16 protein-coding genes are annotated in these 16532 nt (G+C 71.1%); 14 read left to right on the plus strand and 2 right to left on the minus strand.

All coding sequences use genetic code 11. The annotated features are described in order from the left end of the window. Positions 1-140 precede the first annotated feature (140 nt). Positions 141-746 (minus strand): hypothetical protein, encoded by a 606-nt coding sequence (locus tag SK803_RS14205; RefSeq protein ID WP_319966440.1) that lies wholly within the window; start codon positions 744-746, stop codon positions 141-143. Positions 747-878: 132 nt separating this feature from the next. Between SK803_RS14205 and SK803_RS14210 the strand changes: the two genes are divergently transcribed. The 3 genes from SK803_RS14210 to SK803_RS14220 all read left to right on the plus strand — a co-directional run bounded on the left by SK803_RS14210 (position 879) and on the right by SK803_RS14220 (position 4817). Next, positions 879-2771, plus strand: coding sequence for a histidine kinase (locus tag SK803_RS14210; RefSeq protein ID WP_319966441.1), 1893 nt, complete (start codon positions 879-881; stop codon positions 2769-2771). Then, positions 2759-3394, plus strand: coding sequence for a response regulator transcription factor (locus SK803_RS14215; protein ID WP_319966442.1), 636 nt, complete (start codon positions 2759-2761; stop codon positions 3392-3394). The genes SK803_RS14210 and SK803_RS14215 overlap by 13 nt, the downstream gene beginning before the upstream one ends. A 166-nt stretch (positions 3395-3560) precedes the next feature. Beyond that, the gene (locus tag SK803_RS14220) at positions 3561-4817 is read left to right on the plus strand and encodes an MFS transporter (RefSeq protein ID WP_319966443.1); all 1257 of its coding nucleotides are present in this window, start codon (positions 3561-3563) and stop codon (positions 4815-4817) included. Between the two features lie 88 nt (positions 4818-4905). On the opposite strand, the gene SK803_RS14225 is transcribed toward SK803_RS14220, so the two are convergent. Continuing rightward, a complete protein-coding gene (locus tag SK803_RS14225) occupies positions 4906-5616 on the minus strand; it encodes an AfsR/SARP family transcriptional regulator (RefSeq protein WP_319966444.1) in 711 nt (236 codons plus the stop codon). Between the two features lie 150 nt (positions 5617-5766). On the opposite strand from SK803_RS14225, the gene SK803_RS14230 reads away from it, so the two are divergent. From SK803_RS14230 to SK803_RS14280, 11 genes are read left to right on the plus strand one after another with little or no spacing between them, the layout of a single operon-like run. After that, a complete protein-coding gene (locus tag SK803_RS14230) occupies positions 5767-6348 on the plus strand; it encodes a DUF4255 domain-containing protein (RefSeq protein WP_319966445.1) in 582 nt (193 codons plus the stop codon). Beyond that, the gene (locus SK803_RS14235) at positions 6345-7034 is read left to right on the plus strand and encodes a hypothetical protein (RefSeq protein ID WP_319966446.1); all 690 of its coding nucleotides are present in this window, start codon (positions 6345-6347) and stop codon (positions 7032-7034) included. The genes SK803_RS14230 and SK803_RS14235 overlap by 4 nt, the downstream gene beginning before the upstream one ends. 19 nt (positions 7035-7053) lie before the next feature. Then, on the plus strand, positions 7054-8895 hold the full coding sequence (locus SK803_RS14240) for a phage tail sheath family protein (protein ID WP_319966447.1): 1842 nt from the start codon (positions 7054-7056) through the stop codon (positions 8893-8895). Between the two features lie 23 nt (positions 8896-8918). Further along, the gene (locus SK803_RS14245; protein ID WP_319966448.1) at positions 8919-9380 is read left to right on the plus strand and encodes a phage tail protein; all 462 of its coding nucleotides are present in this window, start codon (positions 8919-8921) and stop codon (positions 9378-9380) included. An 8-nt stretch (positions 9381-9388) separates the two neighbouring features. Beyond that, positions 9389-11269, plus strand: coding sequence for a hypothetical protein (locus tag SK803_RS14250; RefSeq protein ID WP_319966449.1), 1881 nt, complete (start codon positions 9389-9391; stop codon positions 11267-11269). Next, entirely contained in the window at positions 11266-11751 is a 486-nt protein-coding gene (locus SK803_RS14255) for a phage tail protein (protein ID WP_319966450.1), read from the plus strand. Before SK803_RS14250 ends, SK803_RS14255 begins: the two co-directional genes overlap by 4 nt. Continuing rightward, positions 11748-12941 carry a CIS tube protein gene (locus SK803_RS14260; protein WP_319966451.1) on the plus strand — a complete coding sequence of 398 codons (1194 nt, stop codon included), beginning with the start codon at positions 11748-11750 and terminating at the stop codon, positions 12939-12941. Before SK803_RS14255 ends, SK803_RS14260 begins: the two co-directional genes overlap by 4 nt. Further along, positions 12941-13126: a hypothetical protein gene (locus tag SK803_RS14265; RefSeq protein WP_319966452.1), complete on the plus strand. Its 186-nt coding sequence runs from the start codon at positions 12941-12943 to the stop codon at positions 13124-13126. The genes SK803_RS14260 and SK803_RS14265 overlap by 1 nt, the downstream gene beginning before the upstream one ends. Continuing rightward, positions 13119-14210 carry a phage late control D family protein gene (locus SK803_RS14270; protein ID WP_319966453.1) on the plus strand — a complete coding sequence of 364 codons (1092 nt, stop codon included), beginning with the start codon at positions 13119-13121 and terminating at the stop codon, positions 14208-14210. Before SK803_RS14265 ends, SK803_RS14270 begins: the two co-directional genes overlap by 8 nt. After that, positions 14207-14842 (plus strand): phage baseplate assembly protein V, encoded by a 636-nt coding sequence (locus SK803_RS14275; RefSeq protein WP_319966454.1) that lies wholly within the window; start codon positions 14207-14209, stop codon positions 14840-14842. The genes SK803_RS14270 and SK803_RS14275 overlap by 4 nt, the downstream gene beginning before the upstream one ends. Positions 14843-14848: 6 nt before the next feature. Beyond that, entirely contained in the window at positions 14849-16519 is a 1671-nt protein-coding gene (locus SK803_RS14280; protein WP_319966455.1) for a hypothetical protein, read from the plus strand. Positions 16520-16532 lie beyond the last annotated feature (13 nt).

The following is a 16532-nucleotide window of genomic DNA, read 5'->3' on the forward strand; positions in this document are numbered from 1 at the left end:
ATGAGCCCGCGCACCCACGGCCCAGGCCGTGTCCTGCAAGGCCGCTCGATGAGAGTCACGGTCAAGTGGTTCGCCGACGGCGTGACTATCACGAACGAGACTTGCAGGACATGGCCCAGGCCAGACGCAGACCGCGCCGATCATTGCGGGTTTGACGCCGCGATCCGGGCTCGCGTGGCCGCGACGGGGGTGCGCAGCGCGAGGCCCAGCGCCAGCATGCACAGGCCGTAGACGCCCACTCCGAGCGTGAGCCCGCCGGTCGCCGCGAGGCCGACCAGCACCGTCGTCCAGACTCCGGCTGCCAGTGGGACATAACGGCGCCAGCCCTGCCACTGACCCGCACGCACGGTGGCGACGCCGGCCATCAGGAAGCCGACCCCGATCAGCAGGGTGCCCAGCCCGAAGACCCCGCCGACGATCGACGGCCCCGTGGCGTCGAGCGGGTCCGCGCGGAACAGGATCGAGGCCAGTTCGGCGACGAGGAGAACACCGGTACCCGCGACGGCGAGCGCGCCACCGGTGCGGGCGACTCGGCTCGTGCCTGTGGCGCCGCTGCGCGCGAAGCCCAGCACACCGACGAGAACGAGCGCGTGGAACACGGCGTACAGCACGCAGACGAGCACGAAGGCATCGCTGGTCCACGGGTAGCTCCACATCGTGTCCGGGACGTCGGCGGACCGGAACTGGACCAGTACCGCGGACACGGCGGTCAGAGCACCTCCGATGATGGCGAACGAGGCGTACATGGCGACCTCCACTTTCGATTGGTTGCCATGAAGAGTGGTCCTCGCGGCGCGCGCGTACATCGGCGCGAACACCGAACGCGATGCAGTGCCAGCACTGTGGTCGGACCTGTCGTGTCCTGCGACGATGATGCGATGCCGGCGCTGCTGTTCGGGCTGACCGTGATCGCGGAACTGGCCGCGATCCCTCTGGTGTGGGGTCTCGAACCGCACTACGACACGGTCATGTACGCGATCTACGCGGTCGTCCTGGCCGGCGCGGGCGCGCTGATCGCCCGGCGCAGCGTGATCGGGTGGTTGTTCCTGGGGTTCGCGCTGCTCAACGCCGTGGCGTCCGATCTGGGGCAGGGCTGGGCGTTGCGCGGCCTGCCGGGTGCGCCGGTCGTGGAGTGGATCGGTGCGATCAGCTGGCTGCCCAGCGGATTCGGCTGGATCCTCACGTTCGTGCTGTTCCCGGACGGCCGGGCCGGCCGGTGGCGGCCGGTGCTCTGGGTGGGGTCCGGGGGCCTGGTGCTGGCCACGGCCGGGTGGGCGTTCAGCCCGGCGCTCGGCGTCAACTTCCACGACGGCCACAACCCGATGGTGGTCGAATGGCTGCCCACCGGCCCGTTGCTCGCCGTCGGGATGACGCTGTTCCTGGGCGCTCTCGCCGCGTCGGTGGTCTCGCTGGTGCTGCGCTTCCGGCAGGCCGACGGCGAGCGGCGGCAGCAACTGAAGTGGTTCGTGTTCGCGGCCGCGATCGCCGGAGTCGGGCTGCCGCTGTCGTTCGCGCTCTGGTTCGTGACGCCCGCCGCCGGGGTGATCGCCGCGGTCTCGCTGATCGGGCTGCCGGTCGCCGCCGCGCTGGCGATCCTGCGCTACCGGTTGTTCGACGTCGATGTCGTCATCAGCAGAACGATCAGTTACGGCCTGCTCACCGTGCTGCTGGTCGCGGCCTACGCGGTGACGGTCGTGGTGCTGGGCACGGCGTTCGGCCGGGGATCGTCCTGGGTCACCGCGGCCGCGACGCTCGTGGCGGCACTGGCCTTCCGCCCGTTGCGGGAGAAGGTGCAGGACGTCGTCGACCGCCGGTTCAACCGGGCCCGCCACGACGCACTGCACCGCATGGCGGACTTCCTCGAAGCCCTCCGCGCGGGCCGGGCCGCGCCGGAGGAGGTGCGCGGCGTGCTGCGGGAGGTGCTGGCGGATCCGGAGCTCGAACTGCTCGTGTACCTGCCGGAGAGCCATGAGCACGTCGACCTCGACGGCAGGACCGTGGCCGGCACCGGTTCGCGGGTGGTGGTCGAACGAGACGGTCAGCCGCTCGGCACGGTCGTCCACTCCAGCCCGCGAGCCGCCCTGGTGCGCGAGGTCGTGGAGGCGGGCGGGCTCGCCATCGAGATCGCCCGGCTGCGGGTCGAGCTGCGCCGGCAGCTCGCCGAGGTGCGGGCGTCGCGGGCGCGGATCGTCGCGGCCGGAGACGCCGAACGCGGCCGCATCCAGCGCGACCTGCACGACGGGGCGCAGCAGCGGCTGGTCGCGATCGGACTGGCGTTGCGGCACGCCCAGCACGAACTCACGACCGACCGGCCGGACCGCGCCGGGCAGACCATCGACGACGCGGTGGCCGAGGTCGCGGTGGCGATCCAGGAGCTCCGTGCGCTCGCTCAGGGCATCCATCTGGAGGGCGGACTCCGGCCCGCCTTCGACGACCTCGCCAGCCGCACACCGTTGCACGTCGAGGTGCGGGCGCCCGCCGAGCGGTATGCCGAGAGCGTGGAGGCCGCGGCCTACTTCGTGGGCTGCGAGGCGTTGACGAACGCGGTCAAGCACGCCCAGGCCACCACTGTCGGCCTCACGGTCGCCCGCCAGAACGGCACTCTCGTGGTGACCGTGACCGATGACGGCATCGGGGGAGCGGCGCCGTCGCGGGGGAGCGGCCTGACCGGGCTCGCCGACCGCGTGGCGGCGCTGGGTGGCACGCTGCGCGTCGACAGCGTGCCGGGCGCCGGTACGACGATCATCGCGGAGGTGCCGTGCGAGTCGTGATCGTGGAGGACCAGGTGCTCCTGCGGGAGGGGCTGGCCCGGCTGTTCGCCGACGGCGGCCACGAGGTGGTCGAGACCCTCGGCGACGCGGGAGAGCTGCTGTCCGCGGTGTCGGCGTTCGGGCCTGACCTGGTCGTGCTCGACATCAGGATGCCGCCGACGTTCACCGACGAAGGCGCCCGCGCGGCTTGTTCGCTCAAGCGGACGCACCCCGCCCTGGGCGTGCTCGTCCTGTCGCAGCACGTCGAGACGACCCACGTGGCAGGGCTGATCACGGTGGGAGGGTTCGGTTATCTGCTGAAAGACCGCGTGCTGGACGTGGCGGACTTCCTCGCCGCTGCGGACCGGGTGGCCCGCGGTGGCTCCGCGCTCGACCCGCAGGTGGTCGCGAGGTTGCTCGGCTCCCATGGTCCACTCGCGACACTCAGTGAGCGCGAACGCACGGTGCTCGAACACATGGCGCAGGGCCTCACGAACACCGGCATCGCGAAGCGTCTGCAGCTCAGCGAACGCACTGTCGAAGCTCACGTTCGGCACCTGCTGATGAAGTTGGATCTGCCGTCCGACGAGGACGGTCACCGCAGGGTGCTGGCCGTCTTGGCGCTGCTGAACGCGACGCGCTGACGACCAGCACTCCGCGTACTACCTGTTGAACCGGAACCAGTTGAACATGGAGCCGGTGCTGGAGCAGCGGCAGAATCGTCGCCGACGTGTTCGCGCGTTTCGGTTCAGCGCGGGAATCCGCACTGGAGTCTTCTGTTCCGAAAGCCTGGCCAAAGGAATCCCGGAAGTGCCCACGAAGGAATCGGACGAGGCCGAGGTGCGACTGGGAAGTCGCTTCCACAGGCTCTTCGGCGCCACGCTGGTGTCGTCCATCGGCACCGGCATGCACGCCGCCGCGTTGCCGTTGCTGGCCCTGCAGGCCACCAGCAGTCCGCTGGCGTTGAGCGCCGTCGTCATGGCGGCCGAGATTCCCTGGGTGCTGCTCTCGCTGCACGCCGGTGTCGTGGTGGACCGGCTGGACCGTCGGCGGGTGATGGTGTGGGCCGACCTCGCCCGGTTCGCCGTCCTGGTCGGTCTCGCGGCGCTGATCCTGACCGCGCAGGTGAACCTGGTGTGGCTGGTGGTCGCGGCGTTCCTGCTGGGGGTCGGCCAGGTCTTCTTCGACATCGCCGCCCAGTCGGCCATTCCGGACTTCGTGTCGCGGGACCCGCGGAACCTGGCCACGGCGAACGGGCGGATCGTCGCCGCGGAAAGCAACGGCGAAGACTTCGTGGGGCCTCCGGCCGGTTCCGCTCTGTTCGGCGTGTGGAACTTCCTGCCGTTCGCCGGCAACGCCCTCTCGTTCGCCGCGAGCGGCCTGCTGATCCTCTCGATCAGGACGGACGCCAAGCCGGAGAAGACGTCCGAAGCGCCGCGCAAGAGCGTGCGGCGCGAAATCGCCGAGGGCATCCGGTGGTTGTTCGGAAACCGGACCCTGCGGGCGCTGGCCACGGTCTCCTGCCTCGGCAACGTGGCCGCCACCGCCCAGTTCGCGATGCTGGCGCTGCTGGCCAAGGAGGTCCTCGGACTTCCGGACTTCGGTTTCGGCCTGCTGCTGACGGCCACCGCGGTCGGTGCGACGGCCGGGGGACTGACCGCCGCGGCCGCCAGCAGGCGGTTCGGTCCCGGCACTGTGATGCTCGTGGGCAAAGCCGGCGTGGGCGCGGCCATCCTGGTTCTGGGACTCGTCGCGAATTCGTGGGTGGCGGCCGCGATGATGATGGTGACCGGTGCATTGATGACCGCGGAGAAAGTCGTCGTGAGCACATTGCGTCAGCAGATGGTGCCCGACGAACTCCTGGGGAGGGTGCTTTCTTCGAGCAGGCTGGTGGTGATGATCGGAGGCCCGATCGGAGCGGCAATCGGCGGCGTCCTCGCGACCGTGTTCGCCGTCCAGGTCTCGTACGTCGCCGCCGGTGTTTTCCTGATCCTGGTGGCATTGGCCTTCTGTCCCGTGCTGAACAACCGCGCCCTGGCGAGCGCCACGGAACAATCAGCCGGATGAGCGCGAGGACTTCGCGTCCGCACGGGAGGTGTCGCTCCGCGCGCTTCGGCTCGTGGACTCACTACCCAGCCAGCGTTGCGTGACACCATCAGCGGGGCTTTCGGTGGTAGGGGGCGCGCGGCAGCAGCGCGCACAGCGCGGATGTCGGTGCGACGCCCAGGGTTTGCCGCAGGATCTGGACGTACGAGTCGTACTGGCGGATCGCCTCGGAGATGTTGCCGTCGGCGAGATGGGCTTCGATCAACGCCCGCTGTGCCGTCTCGCGAAGGGGGTCGGCGCCCACGGCGCGCAAGGCCACCTCGATGGCGGGCTGCGTGTCGCCCGAGCCGGTGAGTTGGCGGCACAGGGTTTCCAACGTGTGCAACCTGATCTGGCGATAGCGCTCGCGTTCGAGCGTCAGCCAGTCGTCCGACCAGTGTGGCAGGAGATCGCAGCTCAGGTCGTCGATGAACTCCCGCCAGCACGAGGAACCGCCGTTGCCCGGCAGGTCGAAGGCGTACCGCGTGGTCCGCCACAGGTCCACGTCGGTGACCGGGCCGAGCACGACCGTCACGACGTCACCGGTGACCATGCCGGGCAGCCGGCGGCGGATCTGCCACAGTGCCGAGCGCATGGTTCCGGCCGCGCGTGCCTCGGACAGGTCCGGCCAGAGGTGCTGGGCGATGTGCGTGCGGTCCTGGGGTCGTGCCTGCGTCGCCAGGAAGGCGAGCAGCCGCTGCGCGCCGAGCGGTAGCCGGACCGGACGGTCGTGCAGGCGCACGGTGAACCCGCCAAGCACACGCAGATGCGGCCCGTCCATCGGTCACTCCCTTCCCAAACGGATATCGACGCAACGGCGCGTTTCGTGTCAAAGAGGACGCAGGCTCGTACGTGTGGGTGACCGAATCCGCACGAATTCCTCTACGCGCGGGATACGGAGCGAGGACGGGGCGTCTGGATGCTGGCTTCCATGGCCGGTTTCGAGAGCGTCGGCGCGGTGGGCAGCAGCCTGGCGCGGCTGCTCCGGCTGGCTTTCGCCGAGCAGCAGCCGATCCAGGGGCAGCAGACCGGCGTGGTGGTCATCCGCACCGATGACCTCGATCTGAAGAACGACACCGAGATCGTCTTCCCGGCGTTGTCGCTGTTGCTGTACCGGGTCGACTTCGACAAGACCATGAGGGCGGCGTGGGCGACGCGAAGCGCCGAGGAGAACCGCACCTTCCTGCCGCTCGATCTTCACTACCTGGTGACCGCGTGGGCGGACAACGCGGTGCACGAGCACCTCATCGTCGGTCGCACGCTGGAGGTGCTGGAGTCGGTTCCGACGTTGTCCGGGCCGTTGCTCGACCCGGCTGGGCGGTGGGCACCCGACGAGTCGGTGAGCGTGGTCATGGAGGACCTGACGACCGACGACCTGATGAGGACGTTCGAGGCGCTCACCGTCGACTTCCGGCTGTCCCTGCCGTACCAGGCGCGGGTGGTCGTGGTGGCGGGTCCGCAGACCGCCGGTCCCCCTCTCGTCGGCACGGTCACGCTGGAAGTGGCGTCGTGACCGCCGGGTTCGGCCTGGTTCACCGCCTCGCGTTCGGCCTCGAGGTCGTCGACGCGATGCGCGGCTCGCTCGCCGACGTCGTCGTGACCAGCGAGGGCCCGCTGGCGGCGAGGCTGGCGCGCGGGCGCCGGCCCGGCCGGTTCCGGCAGCTGGTCACGCCCGGTCTCGCCGCGCCGGTGATCGTGCGCGTCGCCGACGAACGTCGCCGGTACGTGCCAAGGCGGTTCGTCATCCCGTTCGACACCGTCAAAACGCCGAGGGTCGCGCTGTTCCCCGGCGCCGGGTTCGGGCCTCAAGGCGGCACGACCGGGATGCGGGGGCGGGTCGTCGACCCTGCGGGCGCGATCGTGCCGTGGGTGCGGGTGATCGCGCGGCACCCCGCGTCGAACCGGATCGCCGGCCGGGCGGACGGTGACGACCGCGGGGAGTTCCTCCTGCTCGTGATCCCCGGTCCGGCTTTCGTCGACATGCCGGCCAAGTTCTCGTTCCAGCTCGCCCTCACCGTCTGGGCTCTGCCCGGCCCGCTCGCCGGGCCTGTCGCCGAGAGCGTCCCGCCGGCGGGCGAGGTCACCGACATCACCACGGGTCCGGACGCCCCGCCGGGTTTCCAGGACCGCGGCACCACGACCGTCCACATGAGACTGGCTGAGATCGTCAGCCCAGGCCTTCCGTTCACGATCCACTGACACCGCACGGAGTCATGCCATGCCCGAGTACCTCGCACCAGGCGTCTTCGTCGAAGAGGTCAGCTTCCGCGCGAAGTCGATCGAAGGCGTGCCGACCAGCACGACCGGGATGGCGGGGCGCACCCGCTTCGGGCCGGTGCAGTACCAGGACGGCCCCGCGGACTCCGAGCCGCGGCTCATCACGAGCTTCGTCGAGTTCGAGCGCCTCTACGGCCAGCTCGACCAGCTCGACGGTGACGTGACGCCGGTGCTCGCACACGCGGCCAGGGCGTTCTTCCTCAACGGCGGTCAGCGCCTCTACGTCTCCCGCGTCCACGCCGCCGGTCTCGCCGACACCGCGGGTGGGGTGGCGTCGGGAACAGTGCCGCAGACGTTGCCGGCGGGCACCACGGCGACCGCGACCTGGCACGCCCGCTGGCCCGGCCGGATGGGCAACGTCCTGGTCGAGGTGCGACCGATGCGCAGCCGCAACGTGGCGGTCAAGGCGGAGCTCGGCGATCAGGGACCGTTGCGGGCGAACAGGGCGAGGAACGGCGCGCTCGTCGAGGTCGTGCCGGCCGCGTCGCCGATGCCGAAGCCCGACGCGCCGCTCAGCGCCGACAAGCTGCGGGTGGTGAGCGTCGACAACGCGGGCAGGCAGTCGTTCAGCGGCGGCACCGGCGCGATCCAGGCGGACGACCGCCTGCTGCTCGTCGAACTGGAGGTGCTGGTCCGCGTCGACCCGGAACGGGTCGACCGCACCGTGCAGATGGGCTGCCACCCGAACCACCGCCGCTACATCGGCGACGTGCTGCACCGCGATCACCCCGAGGACGACACGGGCGTGGTGTGGCTGGACCCGATGGGCGCGGACGCGATCGTGCTCGCCGTGGCGCTCACCGGCGCGGGCGCCGACCCCGCGGTGGGCCGCTTCGAGCTCGGGGGAGGCAACGACGGTGTCATGCCCACGGCCGACCAGTTGCTCGGCAAGGAGGCCGACCCGGACCACGCCGAGATCAAGGCCACCGGACTCACCGCGCTGGGCGAGATCGAGGACATCGCGATCGTCGCCATGCCGGACGCGGCCGTGCTGGGCGGCGACGCCACCGTGCAGGCCACGAGCTACCTCATCCAGCACGCCGAGAGGCAGGGGGCGTACCGGATCGCCATCGTGGACGCGCCGAAGGGCTCGTCGCTCAACGAGGTACGGGCGTTCCGCGGCAACTTCGACTCGACCCGCGCCGCGCTCTACCACCCCTGGGTCGAGATCCTCGATCCGAACCAGTCTCCCGAGCAGGGCATGCCGCCGGACCGGATGGTGCTGCCGCCGTCCGGGTTCGTCGCGGGCATCTATGCGCGGTCCGACGTCACCCGTGGTGTGCACAAGGCGCCGGCGAACGAGGTCGTGCAGGGGCTGACCCGGTTCGAGGCGAACATCAACACCGCGCGTCAGCAGGTGCTCAACCCGGAAGGCGTGAACTGCCTGAGGTTCTTCTCCGGCCGTGGCAACAGGGTGTGGGGCGCCCGCACGCTCACCAGCGACCCGGAGTGGAAGTACGTCAACGTCCGCCGGTTCTTCCTGTACCTGGAGCACTCGGTGGACAAGGCGACCCAATGGGCGGTGTTCGAGCCCAACGGTGAGGCGTTGTGGCAGAAGATCGTCCGCTCGGTCGAGGACTTCCTCGACGTGCAGTGGCGCAACGGCGCTCTGCTCGGCAGCACGTCGAAGCAGGCGTACTTCGTGCGGTGCGACCGCACGACGATGACGCAGAACGACCTCGACAACGGCCGCCTCATCTGCCTGATCGGCGTCGCACCGGTGCGGCCGGCCGAGTTCGTGATCTTCCGGATCGGCCAGTGGACGGCCGACGCCCGATCCTGACCCGCCGATGAGAGGAGAAGGCGATGGCCACGCGAGACCACCCGTACGGAGCATTCAACTTCCGCGTCGAGATCGACCCCTCCCCGGAGGGCGGGGGCGACCCGATCGTCGCGGGCTTCTCGGACGTGTCCGGCCTCGGCAACGAGATGAACTACTCGGACTACCGCGAAGGCGTCGACCCGCGCAACGCGGTCCGCAAGATCCCCAACACCAACAAGACCGACGAGGTCACGTTCAAACGCGGCATCATCGGCTCCACCGACATCTTCGACTGGTTCGCCCAGGTCCGCGACGGCGAGTACGCCCCGCGCCGGATCACGGTGACGCTGCTGGACGAAGCCAGGACCCAGGTGGTCAGCGTCGAGCTCATGCGCGCCCAGCCGAAGAAGTGGACAGGTCCGACGCTCGCGGCGAAGGGCGGCGGCGAGGTCGCGATGGAGGAGCTGAAGGTCGTCTGCGAATGGATCGAGTACACGTCCCTGTGAGGTGAACGGTGACCACGCCACTGCCTGAGCTGGGCGCGCCAGGGGTGTACCTCGCCCCGGACGTCGTGCACGCGCCGCCCGTCGGCGTGCGCATGGACGTGTGCGCGTTCGCCGGCGTGGCGGCGCGCGGACCGGCGTGGCAGCCGCTCGACGATCCGGCCCTGGACACCGCGGCACTGGCGAACGGCCGTGCGAGGTCGGTGGCGGTGCCGGTGCAGAGCTGGTCGGAGTTCGAGGACCTCTTCGGCGGGCACGACGCGCCCGGTCTGCTGGGTCGCGCGGTCGCGGCCTTCTTCGCTCAGGGCGGGCGCCGGGCGTACGTGGTGCGGATCGTCCCGCGGACGCCGCTGCCCGCCCCCGAACCCCCGGCGTGCACACGGCTCGCGCTGGGGCCTGTGCACATCCGCGCCCGTGATGAGGGCAGCTGGGGCAACTCGTTGTCCGTGCGGCTGACGTTCGGCACCAACGTCGTTCCACTGTCCGATGTGAACTCGCTGCCTCCTGGGCTGGTGGTGCCGCTCGGCGCGGTGCTCCGGCTGCGCGGCAGGACCGGCGCGCCGTCGCTGCACGCCGTGACCTCGGTGGGCAGAAGACTCGCGGCCGGCCGCCTGGCGTGGGAACGGTTCGTGGTGCTGGACCGGCCGTTTCCCGGTGAGATCGCGACGGCCGAGATCGTGACCGCCTCGATGGACGTGTCCGACGGCCGCGGCCGCACCGAGCACTTCACGGGGCTGGGACTGCAGAACGACCACCCCCGCTGGGCAGGTGAGGTGCTCGCCGCCGAGTCGCGGTTGCTGGCGCTGCCGCAGGACGTGACCGAGATCAGGCCGGATCTCGACCTGCGCGGCTGGGAGTCCACTGTGGACACGCTCGGCACCGACCGGCACGGTCTGGTCACCCCGGACGACTTCTTCGGCATCGAGTCCGCGGACGCGGCGCCCTCAGGGCTGGAAGCGTTGCGGGACATTGAGGACTGCGCGAGCCTCTGCGTACCGGACATCTACTCGCCGGAGGAACTCCCGCGGGCCGAGGACGTCAGCACGCCGACGACCTTCGCCGGATCGGGCTTCGCGAAGTGCGAGCCGCTCGCCGGGGTCACGGCGACCGCCCCCGCACGTGTGGAGCTCCCAGGTCTGCGACTGGATCCGGCCGCACCCGCGGAACGTGCGCGCATCATCGCGTTGCAGGGCAGGGTGATCCGGGTCGCGGAGCGGTTCGGGCTGGTCGCGTTGCTCGACGTGCCACCGGGACTGCGGCCGCACGACGTGCGCGGGTGGCGCGCGGCGTTCGACTCCGGTCACGCGGCGGCCTACCAGGGCTGGCCGCTCGTTCCCAGCGCGGCCGGGCTCTCGATGGTGCCACCGTCCGCGTTCGCTGCCGGAGTGCTCGCGTCGGTCGGAATCACCATCGGGCCCGCGTTGGTCGCACTGGCCGGACCGGTCGCGGTGCTGGACGGCCAGACCGATCCCGCCGTGATCCACACCCTGCACCGGGCGGGCCTCAACCTCACCGTGCACGACCGTGCGGCGCTCCGCTTCACCGCGGGCCGGACGCTCGCCCTGGATCCGGCCTGGCGCCAGCTCACCGCGCGCCGGGTCGTCACCCAGCTGGAACGGGCGCTCGCCACCGGCCTCGCGTGGGCCACCTTCGAGCCCAACGGTTCCGCGCTGCGGGAGCGGGTCAGGGTCGCCGTCGAGCACCTGCTCGGTGACCTGTTCTCGGCGGGCGCGTTCGCTGGTGGGACGCCCGCGTCCTCGTTCTTCGTCCGGCTGCCGGACGCGGGGGAGACCACGTTGCTCTGCGAGATCGGGGTCGCGCCGAGCGCGCCGCTGGAGTTCGTGGTCGTCCGGGTGTTGCGCGCGGACGACGGAACGGTGGTGACGGCATGACCACCCCACGCCTCGCGAACGCGTTCCGTTTCAGGGTCACGTTCATCGTGTCCGCGGACGCCGACCCCGCGGCGCCGCCTCTCGGCACCGGCGGGTTCGCCGAGTGCACCGGACTGGACGTGGAGATGGAGGTCGGCGAGTACGCGGAGGGCGGCCGCAACGACGCCGTGGTGCAACGTGCGGGCCGGGCCAAGTACAGCAGGCTGGTGCTCAAGCGCGGCATGCTGCACAGCCCCGCCGGCCGGGTCGAACCCGAGCTGTGGCGATGGTTCGCCGACACCGTCGCCGGGGTCCGGCCGATCCGCCGCTACGACGTACTGGTCGAGGTGCTCGACGAACGCCGCGAGACGGTCGCGAGCTGGAAGGCACTCCGCGCGCTGACCGCGAAGCTCGTCGGCCCGCAGCTCAACGCCCGCACCGGTGAGGTCGCGATGGAGGAACTGCAACTCGCCCACGAGGGTCTGCGGATGGTGCTCGCATGACCACGCCGCTGGTGAAGGCCCAGCTGGAGCCGGTCGGCAAGTCCTCCGGCAAGTCGATCACCGTGCAGTTCAACCCGTCGACACTGCGGCTGCAGATGTCGAACAGCGTCGACATCAAGAAGGCGTTCGGCAACAAGCCGGCGACCCAGTACGACGGCACCTCCACGGCGACCCTGTCGTTCGACCTGATCTTCGACACGGCCGACCTCGGCACCACGGAGAACCCGGTGGACGTCCGCGACCAGGTCGACCCGCTGCGGCAGTTCCTGTTGCCCGCCAAGGGGGCCAAGGCGGTGCCGCCGCGCGTGCGGTTCATCTACGGCACGTTCCGGCTGGTCGGCATCCTCACCACGCTCAACGTCGACTACGACCTGTTCGCCGCCTCCGGCGTGCCGCTGCGGGCCAAGTGCGCGGTGACCATCAAGGAGCACCTGCCGGAGTACGAGGCCAACCAGCTCGGGCCGGGCGGGAACACCGGCGCCGCCGCGAAGGACGACAGCGGGCTGCTCGGCCCGTCGGCGGGAGCCCCCGCGGAGCCGGACCGCGCCGGCACCGCGCTCGAGGGCGAGTCCGCTCCGGACTTCGCCGCCAGAATGGGGCTCGACCCCGGGGCGTGGCCGGAGCTCGACCTCGGTGGACTGGACGCGTTCTCGCTCACCGCGGGCGCCTCGATCGAGTTCTCCGCCTCGGTGTCGCTGGACCTCGGATCCACCGCCGGGGTGACGGCGGGCGAGTCTCGCGGGGGACCGGTGCTCGGGGGAAGCGTGGTGGATCCGCGGGCGGTCACCGCGGCAGGAGGTCTGCAGGGGGCGATCGACCACGACGCCCGCATCGAGGCCGCTGCCGCCGCGACGGCGACCCGCTCGGGGTTCGGAGTGCCGGCACGACCCGCGGCGACGGCTGGACCGACCGGCTCGGCCGGACCGATTGCGTCGGTCCCTCCGGTGGTACGTCCGGACATGCGTTCCCGCACCTACGGATTCGGCGTGCCGTTGCGCGACCAGGTCGGCATCACCACCTCGCCCGCCGGTGCCGCACCGCCGCGGTGGCGGGTCGTTCCGGAGACCGTTGGCACAGGTGGCTGCGGCGGTGCTGGCGGTGGCCGCGGCGGTGGTTGTGGTGGCGGCGCAGGTGGCGGTCGCTCGGGCGGTTGTGGCTGTGGTTGTGGTGGCGGCGGGAGGTGTGGTTGATGCCGGTGCACATCGGTGAGGTCCGCAACGAGATCGAGGCCGTCGGTCCGGCACCGTCCGGCCCTACCTCGGCGCCGGCGGCCGCACGCATGCCGCGGTGGTCCGACCGCGAGCGGCATCGCGCCGTCACGGAGGCGTTGGCGAGAGACGCGGCTCGCGTCGGGATCGGGGAACGCCATGGCTGACCAGTTCGTAGCGGCCGACCCGGTGTTCACGGTGGACGGCCGGCGGGTGCCCGATCTCGGCCGGGACTGCCTGGCCCTGGTGGTCGAGGAGTCGACCGAGGGCCTGCGGACGTGTGTCGCGCATCTGCTCGCCAACGCGCCGAGGCAGGTGCCGAACGACGACGTCGTGGAGTACCTCGACGGGCGCACGCTCGACTTCGGCAAGCAGCTCGCGGTGTCGATCGGCCCGTCCGGCAACGAGCGGGTCGTGTTCGCCGGCGCGATCTCGGCGATCGAGGCGGTGTTCGACGAGGGCGACGCTCCGCACGTCAGCGTGTACGCCGAGGACGCGTTGATGAAGCTCCGCCAGACCCGCCGGTCGGCGACGTACACGCGGGTGTCCGACGCGGACATCGTGCGCCGGATCGCGGCCAGGCACGGGCTCTCCGCGCAGGCCGACGTGACCGGCCCGACCTACGCGGTGGTGCAGCAGGTGAACGAGACGGACCTCGGGTTCCTGCGCGACCGTGCCGCACGGCTGGGTGCCGAGCTGTGGGCGGCCGGGACGACGCTCCACTTCGCCACGCGCGACCGGCGGACCGGGCCGGCGGTGACCTTGGCGCAGGGCAAGGACTTGCTGACCGTGTCGTTGCGGGCGGACCTGGCGCATCAACGAGGTTCGGTCGGGGTGTCCGGATACGACGCGCAGGCCCGCGAACGCATCGACGTGGTGGCCGGCCGGTCCGCGGTGACCGGCGAGATCTCCGGTGGCCGCAGCGGTTTGGACGTGCTGGAGCAGACCGGCGGTACGCACACCGACCAGCGCTCGACGCTCACGCCGGTCACCGGTGCCGAGGCGCGGGCGTGGGCGGAGGCGGATCTGCGCTGCCGGGCCCGCCGGTTCGTCACGGTCGTCGGCACGGCCTCCGGCGTGCCGGAGCTGTCGGTCGGCGCACGGCTCACCCTCACGGCGGTGGGCGCGCCGTTCGCGGGCGGCGGTTACTACGTCACTCGCGCTCGGCACACGTTCGCCCGCGACGAGGGTGGCCTGCGGGTCCACTTCACCGCCGAACGGGCGACCCTCACCTCCAGGGGATCACGATGAGCGCCGCGCTGTGGGGCCTGTATCCGGGGCTGGTCACCGACGTCGTCGACCCCGACCGGCTGGGCCGCGTCGAGGTGCGGCTGCCTGGACTCGGTCAGGCGGGTGACGAGTTCCGCGTCTGGGCCACGCTGCTCACCCCGTACGCGGGGGACGACGAGGGCTTCTGCGCCTATCCGGCGGTCGGCACGCAGGTCGTGATCGGGTTCGAGGCGGGCGACGCCGGGCGTGCCTACGTCGTCGGCTCGTGCTGGAACGGCAGGGAGGCCGCGCCCACGGAGGCCACGCGCCCCAACGACAAGCGAGTGGTGAAGTCGAGGGAAGGCAGCGTGGTCGAGTTCGACGACACCCCCGGCGGTGTCAAGGTGACCGTGCGGACGCGGTCCGGCCACGCCCTGGTGCTCGACGCGGGCGCGCGCGAGATCCGGATGTCGCACGGTGACGGCTTCGGCATCACGCTCACCGCGTCCGGTCAGGTCCGCATCGTCGGCAACGGCCCGGTCGACATCACCGCCCCGGCGATGAACGTGCACGCCGCGACCGCCGTGTTCGACGGGATCGTGACCTGCCAGGCACTCCAGACGAACGCCGTCATCTCGCCGTCGTACACGCCCGGCGCCGGAAACGTGTGGTGAGCCGCGATGACCGTAACTCCGCCGCACGGCTGGCTCCTCACCGCTCCCTGGTGGCACTGGCCCAGACAGGACACCGCGCCGCGCAACACCGTTCCGGCGCTGCAGAAGTACGCCACGGCGGAACTCGTCGACGAGTTCCTGACCGACCCGCAGCGGCGCCTGGTGTTCGACCACCGCGCCGATCAGACGGTGGCGTCGCCGTTCGATCCAGCCACGCTGTTGCCCGTCACCGCGACCGAGGCCAAGCTCCTCAAGCTGTACCTGGCCACGCACCACAGGCACTACCTCGTCACCGTGGAGCTGCACTGCGACGAGCTCGGTCTGCCCAGCCCAGACCGTTCCGACGTGTGCGAGGCGGGATTCATCATCCGGCGCAGACGTGCCGAGATCAGTCCCGCACGGGCGAAGGACGCGCGCAGGCGGATCCGTGACGTGTCGCTCGCCATGGCCCGCCTGGGTGTGCTGGAACGCAGGCTGCGGCAGGCCGCGGCGGCGGGCCGGATCGGGCAGGCGAGGTTCACCGCGCTGGCGGACCAGCGGGCCGCCGCGCTGAGCACCCTGCGGCTCAAGCAGAACGCGTTGACCGCGTGGGCGGCGGAGGCCGGCGTGGAACGAGAGCTGGAGGGCTGGTTCCCCCTCGCGGTCGACGCCGGCGGCGACGTGGTGCGGCTGCCGGAACGCCCGTGCCGAACGCTGCGGCCGTTGCCCCGCATCGGCCGCTGGGGGCCTGTCGGAGAGGTGACCGACGAGGTTCACGAAGGTGTGTTCCCCCTCTATCCGCTCGTGCCCGACCCTCGCGACACCGAGCACGACGCGACCGGCCGCACGATCTGGTTCGGGGTCGTGCCCACCGCGACGCTGGACGTGGAACTCCTGCCGCCGCACAAGAAGCCGAAAGAGGGGTACATCGACCGCGCGCCGCGGTTCGACGACCTGTCCGCGTACGAGATCCGCTGTTTCGTGCGCAGGCACGACCCCGCGTGCCCGCGCAGGCCCGGCGAGCGGGACTGCCACGGCCCGCTGACCTGGTCCGAGCCGACCGCGCCCTACCGGCTCGCCGGGTCGCTCGACCCGCGCGGCACCGCCAACCGGCCGGTCACCATCCGGCTGCCCAGCAAAGCGGAGCTGGCTGAGGGCGCGAAGCTCGGGCCCGGAATGGGCGGGATCCGGATCGGCAGCCCGGACATCAACCTCGATCCCGGCGGTACCGGTTTCCAGATCTGCTCGTTCGGCATCCCGCTGATCACGATCGTCGCGACGTTCGTGCTGAAGATCTTCCTCGGGATCGTGGTGTTCCTGTTCGGGCTGTGGATCCTGCTGGCGTTCAAGCTGTGCATCCCGCCGAGTATCAAGATCACCGCCGACGCGGAGGCGCTCCTCGCCGGGAAAGGGCCTGAGTTCGAGGCCGACGCCGCTTTCGAGGCGCAGCTCTTCGCGGCCTTCCGGCTGGACACCAAGGACGCGCTCGGCAAGGCGGGCCAGGCGATGGACGACCGGTTCGCCAAGGCGGGGCTGAAGCCGACCCCCGAGCCCAAGCTGGCCGATGATCTCCCCGCCCAGCCACCCGGCGACAGATTCCACCTGCTGCGTTCGTTCGCGATCAACCGGCTCACCGCTCCGGAGGACGACCTCGTCTACGAACCGCGGGTGGAACGGGCGGAGGTGTTCGTGCCGTGAGCACCGGATGGTC

Source organism: Lentzea miocenica (assembly GCF_033949945.1).
Lineage (GTDB): Bacteria > Actinomycetota > Actinomycetes > Mycobacteriales > Pseudonocardiaceae > Lentzea > Lentzea miocenica.

Coding starts and splice junctions, on each gene's coding strand:
- SK803_RS14275 (WP_319966454.1), top strand. CDS start 14,207: ATGAGCGCCGCGCTGTGGGGCCTGTATCCGGGGCTGGTCACCGACGTC.
- SK803_RS14270 (WP_319966453.1), top strand. CDS start 13,119: ATGGCTGACCAGTTCGTAGCGGCCGACCCGGTGTTCACGGTGGACGGC.
- SK803_RS14230 (WP_319966445.1), top strand. CDS start 5,767: ATGGCCGGTTTCGAGAGCGTCGGCGCGGTGGGCAGCAGCCTGGCGCGG.
- SK803_RS14210 (WP_319966441.1), top strand. CDS start 879: ATGCCGGCGCTGCTGTTCGGGCTGACCGTGATCGCGGAACTGGCCGCG.
- SK803_RS14240 (WP_319966447.1), top strand. CDS start 7,054: ATGCCCGAGTACCTCGCACCAGGCGTCTTCGTCGAAGAGGTCAGCTTC.
- SK803_RS14255 (WP_319966450.1), top strand. CDS start 11,266: ATGACCACCCCACGCCTCGCGAACGCGTTCCGTTTCAGGGTCACGTTC.
- SK803_RS14225 (WP_319966444.1), bottom strand. CDS start 5,616: ATGGACGGGCCGCATCTGCGTGTGCTTGGCGGGTTCACCGTGCGCCTG.
- SK803_RS14245 (WP_319966448.1), top strand. CDS start 8,919: ATGGCCACGCGAGACCACCCGTACGGAGCATTCAACTTCCGCGTCGAG.
- SK803_RS14205 (WP_319966440.1), bottom strand. CDS start 746: ATGTACGCCTCGTTCGCCATCATCGGAGGTGCTCTGACCGCCGTGTCC.
- SK803_RS14280 (WP_319966455.1), top strand. CDS start 14,849: ATGACCGTAACTCCGCCGCACGGCTGGCTCCTCACCGCTCCCTGGTGG.
- SK803_RS14260 (WP_319966451.1), top strand. CDS start 11,748: ATGACCACGCCGCTGGTGAAGGCCCAGCTGGAGCCGGTCGGCAAGTCC.
- SK803_RS14265 (WP_319966452.1), top strand. CDS start 12,941: ATGCCGGTGCACATCGGTGAGGTCCGCAACGAGATCGAGGCCGTCGGT.